5 protein-coding genes are annotated in these 4,793 nt (G+C 69.5%); 2 read left to right on the forward strand and 3 right to left on the reverse strand.

What is annotated here, in order from left to right:
- Positions 1 to 901: metallophosphoesterase (locus tag I53_RS11575; RefSeq protein WP_043350726.1), on the reverse strand; the 901-nt coding region annotated here is incomplete at its 3' end.
- Positions 902 to 1,087: 186 nt separating this feature from the next.
- Between I53_RS11575 and hemC the strand changes: the two genes are divergently transcribed.
- Positions 1,088 to 2,011 (forward strand): hydroxymethylbilane synthase, encoded by a 924-nt coding sequence (hemC, locus tag I53_RS11580; protein WP_043350729.1) that lies wholly within the window; start codon positions 1,088 to 1,090, stop codon positions 2,009 to 2,011.
- Between the two features lie 195 nt (positions 2,012 to 2,206).
- Positions 2,207 to 2,335, forward strand: coding sequence for a hypothetical protein (locus I53_RS35735; RefSeq protein ID WP_286009579.1), 129 nt, complete (start codon positions 2,207 to 2,209; stop codon positions 2,333 to 2,335).
- Between the two features lie 33 nt (positions 2,336 to 2,368).
- Here the strand turns inward: I53_RS35735 and I53_RS11585 are convergent, their stop codons facing one another.
- Positions 2,369 to 3,439: a phytoene/squalene synthase family protein gene (locus I53_RS11585; protein ID WP_043350731.1), complete on the reverse strand. Its 1,071-nt coding sequence runs from the start codon at positions 3,437 to 3,439 to the stop codon at positions 2,369 to 2,371.
- On the reverse strand, positions 3,420 to 4,793 hold a 1,374-nt coding region (gene crtI, locus I53_RS11590; RefSeq protein ID WP_043350734.1), incomplete at its 5' end, for a phytoene desaturase family protein. The genes I53_RS11585 and crtI, both read right to left, overlap by 20 nt.

A 4,793-nucleotide genomic window follows, 5' to 3' on the forward strand; every position in this document is an offset into this window, starting at 1 on the left:
CGTCCGTCTTGCCGAGTTCGAGGAGGACGATCTCGGGAGGGACGCCCATCCGCACCGGGATGCGGCTCATCCCGAACCCGCCCGAGACGATCATGTGGCGGCCGTCCTGGATGACATGGCCGTAGGAATAGTCGTGTCCCTGCACCTTGCGGATCGCGGGGGCGTGGCCGAACAGGCGAATCTGGCCGCCATGGGTGTGCCCGGCGAGGGTCAGGGAGACGCGGTCGGGCACGGCGACGAAGATGTCGGGCTCGTGCGCCATCAGGATCACGGGTGCCGAATCGGTGATCGGATCGAGCGTTCGCGGCAGGTCGGCCAAGCTGAACGTGTTCCACGCGTCGAAGAAGGGCTGTTGGTCGCCGAGACCGGCGAGCCAGAACGGCCGGCCGTCCTTCACCAGGCGCACCGCACGATTCTCGAGAACCGGGATACCCTGTGCCTCCAGCAGGCGCCTGACCGCGGGCACGCCGCGACCGTTCCTCTGGACCGTATGGTCGTCCCACCAATCGTGATTGCCGAGGATCGCGTGCGTGCCGAGGGGCGCCTTGAGCTCGGTCATCATCCGGGCGAACTGATCGAGCGGCAGCTTGCGCCACGCGATCCGCCCGGCCGGATAATCGCCGAGCAGAAGCACCAGATCCGGTTCGAGCGCGTTGGTCGCTTCGACGATCTGCGCCACCCGGTCGAACGGCATGAACGGCTCGCAGATGTGGAAATCCGCCAGGACCGCCACCCGTAGTTGCAGCGACGGATCCCACCGCGGCAGGGTCGGCGCATAGGATGTCACCACCAGCCGATGCAGCGGCTCGATGTCGAGGGCATAGACGCCGGTGGCGGCGGTGATGCCCGCGCCTGCAGCGAGCCCCGTCAGGACTTGCCGTCGGCTCGGCATGATCAGCATCGCGACAACACCCGTTGGCTCCGAACTACGCCGGTGTCCCGCTAGGAGCGCAGTCCGGCGAAAGCGGGGCAAGACTGGATTTCACGATCGCGCTTTGCCGCTTCGAAACCGCGAGACGGACCATGGCCTGCCGCCCCGCTCGGTTTATAAGGCAGTGTCTCGTCCAGCGAAGTGATCCGGAACCAGATGTTGAACCGCCCCCTGCGCATCGGCACCCGCGGCTCTCCGATGGCGCTCGCGCAGACCGGCATGGTGCGGGACCAAATCGTCGCCGCCAATCCGGGCCTGGAGACCGAGTTGGTGGTCGTGACCACCGTGGCCGACAAGATCCTGGACCGGCCGCTCTCCGAGATCGGCGGCAAAGGGTTGTTCACCAAGGAACTCGAGCAGGCGCTGTTCGCCGGCGAAGTCGATGTCGCCGTGCACTCGATGAAGGACGTGGAGACCTGGCTTCCCGACGGGCTCACCATCGCCTGCATCCTCGAACGTGACGATCCGCGGGACGCATTCCTGTCGCCGCACGCGGACGGTCTGGCGGGGCTGCCGGCGGGCGCGCGGATCGGGACCTCGTCGCTGCGCCGCGGCGCGCAGGTTCTGATGCGGCGGCCCGATCTCCGGGTCGTGCCGCTGCGGGGCAACGCCAACACCCGGATGCGCAAGCTCGAGGCCGGGGAATGCGACGCGACGCTGCTCGCCCTGGCGGGCCTCCAGCGCCTCGGGCTGGAAGACATGGCCCGCAGCGTCCTGTCGGTCGAGGAGATGCTGCCGGCGGTGGCACAGGGGGCACTGGGCATCGAGTGCCGTACGGACGACGCGGTCATCCGCGACCTCCTGGCGCCCATCGCCTGCGCCCGGACCACCATCGCCGTGTCGGCCGAGCGGTCGCTGCTCGCGGAACTCGATGGATCCTGCCGGACGCCGATCGCCGCCCTGGCGCAGATCGACGGGGATGTCCTGCGGATCGACGGCTTGCTGTTCCTGCCCGACGGCAGCCGCCACTGGTCCGCGTCCCGACAGGGGCCCGTGGCGGATGCGGAGCGGATCGGCCAGGAGGCGGGAGCCGCCCTCAAGGCGGCTGCCGGCGACACCTATACCCGTCACCTGCAGTAGAAGACGGGCCGCAGGACCCACGCTCCCGATCGCCTTCACGCAGGCCGGTGCGGATGGCGACCGGCCGCCGCCCTGTGGCGGGGAGCGTGACGTGCTGGAGGGCGAATTTGGGGCCTGACGTCGCCCGTCGCTGACAGAGCCCGGATCCGCCGAGGGGCGCTTTCAGCGCCTGGCCAGTCGGCCGGGACCTGTGCGGTGCAGATCGCCTCAGTCCGGCTTGCGATCGCGATCACGCCGGATGCTGCGGCGGACCACGATGAGCTGCCAAATCCCCACCCCAAAAGCCAGGGCGAAGACGAGGCCGATATCGAAAGCCGCGAATAGCCCGTCGCTCACCGATGTCCTCCAGGCCGCAGGTCAGGACGGCGCCGAGCGGCCGAACGTCTCGCGCTCACGCATCCGCTCGATCAGATCGAGGACGTGCACGACCCGGCCGCCGACATCCCACCACGGCCGCAGCGCCGGGCGCCGACGCGTCGGCACGAGCGGTTCGCGCGCGACAGCCTCGATCAGGAAGGCGGCTTCCGGCAGTGAAGGCCCGCCGAGGCTGGCCGCGACTGCGGGCGTGCGGGCTGCGCGGGCGATCAGAACCAGCTTCCGTGCCGTTCCGACCCGGGCGCGGTGCTGGACCGAATCGTAGTCGTGCGCCGCCACCACGCGGCCGATCTCGGAATAGATCAATCCGGCCGCCCGGATCGACGACCGGCAGCCGCGCGGCAGCGCTGCGATTCCGGCCTCCGCGCGGGCATAGAGGACGTCCGCTTCGGCGAGGAGGCGGGCCACCACCTTGGCCAGCGCCGGGCTCGGCCGCGGATCTGCGAGGAATGCCTCCGGATCGAGCCCGGCCGCATCCATCCAGTCCAGCGGCAAGTAGAGACGGCCCATCCGGGCATCCTCGCCGACGTCGCGGGCGATGTTGGTGAATTGCATCGCGGCGCCGAGGTCGCAGGCGCGGGCCAGGGCGTCCGGTTCGCGGGTGCCCATGATCAGCGCCATCATGGCGCCGACGGAGCCGGCGACACGGGCGGCGTAGGCATGGAGCGCCCCCAGATCGGCGTAGCGCCGGCCTTCGGCGTCCCAGGCAAAGCCTTCGATCAGGGCACGCGGCAGGGCCTCCGGGATCGCGTACGTGGCGACGATCTCCGAGAAGGCCCGGTCGGCGGGAGCGTCGGCGGGTCGCCCGGCATAGGCACGGCCGATGCGTGCCTCGAGGCGGGCCACGGCGTCGCGTCGTCCGGCCGGATCGGCCGCGTCGTCGACGAGGTCGTCCGAGAGTCGGCAGAAGGCGTAGAGGCCGTAGGCCGCCTCGCGGACTTCGGCCGGCAGCAATTGGCCGGCGGCGAAGAAGCTCTTCGAACCGGCCCGGATCGCGACCCGGCAGGCGGTGCGGTCGGCCGCGGCGGCGAATTCAGGCGGTAACGCGGGCATCGGGGACCACGCTGTCGAGAATACGGGCAGAGGAGAGCACGCCGGGCAGGCCCGCACCCGGGTGTGTGCCGGCGCCGACCAGGTAAAGGTTGCGGACGGTGTTCGACCGATTGTGCGGCCGGAACCACGCCGATTGGGTCAGCACCGGCTCCAGACCGAAGCCCGAGCCCCGGTAGCTCAGGAAATCGTCCTGAAAATCCAGAGGGGTCGTCACCTTGGACGTGACGATGGACTCCGACAGGCCGGGCATCACACTCGCCTCCAGCATGGCGGCGATCCGGCGCCGATACGGTTCGGCAAGCGCCTGCCAATCCTGGCCACCCGCGAGATTCGGCACCGGGGCCAGGACGTAGAAGGCGTCGCATCCCGGGGGGGCGAGGCTCGGGTCGGTGGCGGTCGGCCGGTGCAGGTAGAGGCTCGCGTCCTCGGCCAAGACCTTCCGGTCGAAGATGTCGGCCAGCAGTTCGCGGTACCGCGGTCCGAGCAGGATCGTATGATGATCTACCCCCGGATACTGCCGATTGGTGCCGAAATACCAGACGAAGAGCCCCATCGACGAGCGGGCCCGCCGAAACCGGGTGCGGCTCCAGCGCTGCGCTTCCGGCAGAAGACTCGCATGCGTCACGGCCGAGTCGGCGTTGGAGACCACGAGGTCGGCGCCGATCACCTCGCCGCTGGTCAGTACGACACCCGTGGCAGCGCCCTCCTCCACCTGGATGCGCGCGACGTCGACGCCGAGGCGGAGGCGGCCGCCCTGTGTCCGGATCAGACGCACCAAGCCATCGACCAGCTGCCCGGTCCCGCCCATGGCGAAGTGGACGCCCCAACGCCGCTCGAGATCGGCGATCAGGCAATAGATGGCGCTGGCTCGGAACGGGTTGCCGCCGATCAGCAGCGGGTGAAAGCTGAACACCGTGCGCAGCCGCTCGTCGCGGATGAACCGCGCCACCACCTCGTAAACGGAACGGTGTCCGGACAGGCGCAACAGGTCGGGTGCGATCTTGAGCATCGATCCGACACTGCCGAAAGGCACATGACCGAGCTGCTCGAAGCCGATCCGGCAAACGGCACGGCTGTGAGCCATGAAGCGCTCGTAGCCCGCGACGTCGTCCGGTGCGAAGCGCGCGACCTCGGCGCGCATGCGATCCACGTCGCCGCTATAGGCGAAGGATGTCCCGTCGGCGAAGCGGATCCGGTAGAACGGATCCATCGGCACCAGCGTCACATCGTCCGCGAGCTGGCGGCCGGCGAGCTGCCAGAGTTCCTCGAAAAGCTGCGGGGCTGTGACGATCGTCGGACCGGCATCGAAGGTGAAGCCGTCCTGCCGATGGACCCGGGCACGGCCCCCGGCCTG

Origin of the sequence: Methylobacterium sp. B1, assembly GCF_000333255.1 — a bacterium.
Classification (GTDB): domain Bacteria; phylum Pseudomonadota; class Alphaproteobacteria; order Rhizobiales; family Beijerinckiaceae; genus Methylobacterium; species Methylobacterium fujisawaense.

What these genes read in the sequence shown, in the direction of transcription:
- I53_RS11585 (WP_043350731.1), bottom strand. Translation starts at nt 3,439, where the DNA reads ATGCCCGCGTTACCGCCTGAATTCGCCGCCGCGGCCGACCGCACCGCC.
- hemC (WP_043350729.1), top strand. Translation starts at nt 1,088, where the DNA reads ATGTTGAACCGCCCCCTGCGCATCGGCACCCGCGGCTCTCCGATGGCG.